This is a genomic window from Massilia phosphatilytica (assembly GCF_977014125.1).
This window is the reverse complement of sequence record NZ_CDRNIL010000096.1, coordinates 1-2,480: the sequence shown is the minus strand read 5'-3', so window position 1 is coordinate 2,480 and position 2,480 is coordinate 1. Positions and strand designations below refer to the sequence as shown.

Below are 2,480 nucleotides of genomic sequence, written 5' to 3'. Positions count from 1 at the left end.
TGTTGCGTACTTCGTTCAGTTACGTATTGCTAAGGTTAAAACGGAGGAGTTCAGTTGGATGATCAGCACCTGCAACCGCTACCACCTCGCCACGGAGTGCCTGACGATCAGCCCGGCTGTCGGCGCGATGATCGAGGAGGGCGACCTGGGCGCCATCCGCGCGCACATGAACGCGGGCCGCGGGCCCGGCTGCCACACAATGAACAGCGTGCTGGAAGCGCTGCTGGCGGCGCACAAGGTCGGCGTCGACGACGCGCGCGCCGCGACGACGGACCGGATCGGCTTCGCCGAGATGGTCTGACCGCGACCGGGCAGGGCGCCTATCCGATCACGTTCATCTCGCTTTCATCCTCGGTGTAGCGTACGGGCGCCAGGTTGTGCCGGGCGATGAGTTCGGGCAAGGTCGCCTCGGCGCCCCGTTCGATGTGTTCGTGTTCCAGGACGTGGTCGAGGATCTCGGCCTCGCTGCAGCGGCTGGGCGTCGCGAATTCCAGCGGTTCCTCGTTATTGCGGTACCAGACTCGATAAATCGGCATGCCAGTCTCCTTGTGATGGATGCAAGGTAGTATGCCAGAGCATCGTCTCGTGCCCGGTTCCGGTGGCGTGCACGCCGGCAGGGGGGGGCGCGTCGTTTATTCCCGCCGATCGACCGTTCGCCCGCCCGCGCCCGTCGGCGGCCGTTGGTCCTGGCGGGTCAATCCAGCGGCACCTCGCGCCACCGGTTGACCTCCGGCGCCGTCACCACTGGCGCCGCATTGCCCCAGCTGTTCCGCACATACGTCACGACGGCCGCCACCTCGGCATCGTCCAGCTGCGGACTGTAAGGCGGCATGCCGAACGGCCGCGGATTGCCGCGCGTGGCCGGCGCAAAGCCGCCGTTCAGCACGATGCGGATGGCGTTGACGGGGTCGCGCATCGTCAGCGCGCCGTTGCCCGCCAGCGGCGGATACGCGGGGTGGCCGGCCACGCTGGCGCCGCGCCCGTCGGCGCCGTGGCAATCGGCGCAGTGATGCGCGTACAGTTGGCGGCCCGCCTTCATCACGTCCTCGGCCGGCGGCACGGCAGGCGGGTGCGCCGAAGGTTCGGGCGGCAAGGATTTCAGGTAGACGGCCATCGCGCCCGCATCCGCCTCGGTCAGGTACTGCAGGCTTTGTCCAACGACTTCCGCCATCGGCCCGAACACGGCGCCGCGCGGCGCGACGCCCGTGCGCAGCAGTTGCACGATATGCGCCTGTTCCCAGTTGCCGAGGCCGGCTTCGTTGTCCGCATCCAGCGCGGGGGCGTACCAGCCGCTGGTCGCGATCTGGCCGCCGGACAGCCGCGTGCCCGTCGCGCCCAAGCCGTTGCGCGGGCTGTGGCAGGCGGCGCAATGGCCCAGGCCTTCGACGAGGTAGGCGCCGCGGTTCCACGCGGCGCTTCGCGCCGGCCGCGGCGCGTACACGCCCGGCTTGAAGTACAGCAGGCGCCAGCCGGCCAGTACGATCTGCCGGTCGTAAGGAAAGCGCAACGCATGCGGGCGATTCGCCAGGCGCACCGGCGCGAGACTGCGCAGATAGGCGTACAGCGCGTCGGCGTCGTCGCGCGTCACCTTCGTCGTGTTCGTGTACGGAAACGCAGGATACAGCAGGCGGCCGTCCGGCGCGGTGCCGTTGTGCAGCGCGTGCCAGAAGTCGTCCGCCGTCCAGGCGCCGATGCCCGTCGTCGCGTCCGGCGTGATGTTCGGGGCGTACAGCGTGCCGAACGGCGTCGCGAGCGCGCGTCCGCCCGCGTAGGGCCTGCCGTCGCGCGCCGTGTGGCAGGCCAGGCAGTCGCCGGCGCGGGCGAGATAGGCGCCGCGGGCGATGTTGGCCGGCGTCGCCGCCCACGCCTCCCGCGACCGCGCCGGGATGAATTCGGCGCGCGGCCATGCGAGCGCGACCAGGCCCAGCGCCAGCACGATCGACAAACCGGCAACCCAGAGGACGATGCGTCTCATGGCCGCTCCGGCTCGCTGCCGCAGGCGAGCGGCATCGGGTGGGCGACGTCCGGCGCCGGGTCGTCGTCGTCCGGCAGCGGCTCGCTCGCGAGCCAGCCCGAGACGGCGGCCACGTCCGCCAGCGACAGCCGGCCGGCGATCGTCGCCATGCAGTCGGGCGCGTTGGCGTGCCGGGTGCCGTTGCGCCAGGCGCCGAACTGGGCGTTGATGTAGTCGCGCGGCAGGCCCAGCAGGCCCGGGATCGCGGGCAGGGCGCCCGTCAGGCGCTGGCCGTGGCAGGCCACGCAGGCCGGCACTTTCAACCCCGCGTCGCCGCGCGTGACGAGTTCGCGTCCGCGCGCCAGCTGGTCCGCCGGCAGGCTCGCGCGCGCCAGCACGGGCGCGGGCAGGTGCTGGGTCGAAAAATACGCGGCGATCTCGCGCAGGTAATCGTCGGACAGCGGTGCGACCATATAGGTGCTGGATCATCCAACTAACTCCTCCGTTTTAACCTTAGCAATACGTA

Annotated in this window: 3 protein-coding genes and 1 pseudogene; 1 reads left to right on the top strand and 3 read right to left on the bottom strand. The window is 70.4% G+C overall.

From position 1 onward, the window contains the following. Positions 1 to 301 (top strand): annotated as a pseudogene (locus ACWNCF_RS03270) (hypothetical protein); the annotation flags it as partial. 19 nt (positions 302 to 320) lie between these two features. Here the strand turns inward: ACWNCF_RS03270 and ACWNCF_RS03265 are convergent. The 3 genes from ACWNCF_RS03265 to ACWNCF_RS03255 all read right to left on the bottom strand — a co-directional run bounded on the left by ACWNCF_RS03265 (position 321) and on the right by ACWNCF_RS03255 (position 2,427). After that, positions 321 to 536 (bottom strand): hypothetical protein, encoded by a 216-nt coding sequence (locus ACWNCF_RS03265; protein WP_449405999.1) that lies wholly within the window; start codon positions 534 to 536, stop codon positions 321 to 323. A gap of 158 nt (positions 537 to 694) precedes the next feature. Continuing rightward, positions 695 to 1,975 carry a c-type cytochrome gene (locus ACWNCF_RS03260; RefSeq protein WP_449405998.1) on the bottom strand — a complete coding sequence of 427 codons (1,281 nt, stop codon included), beginning with the start codon at positions 1,973 to 1,975 and terminating at the stop codon, positions 695 to 697. Continuing rightward, positions 1,972 to 2,427: a c-type cytochrome gene (locus ACWNCF_RS03255; protein WP_449405997.1), complete on the bottom strand. Its 456-nt coding sequence runs from the start codon at positions 2,425 to 2,427 to the stop codon at positions 1,972 to 1,974. The genes ACWNCF_RS03260 and ACWNCF_RS03255 overlap by 4 nt, the downstream gene beginning before the upstream one ends. Positions 2,428 to 2,480: the final 53 nt, after the last annotated feature.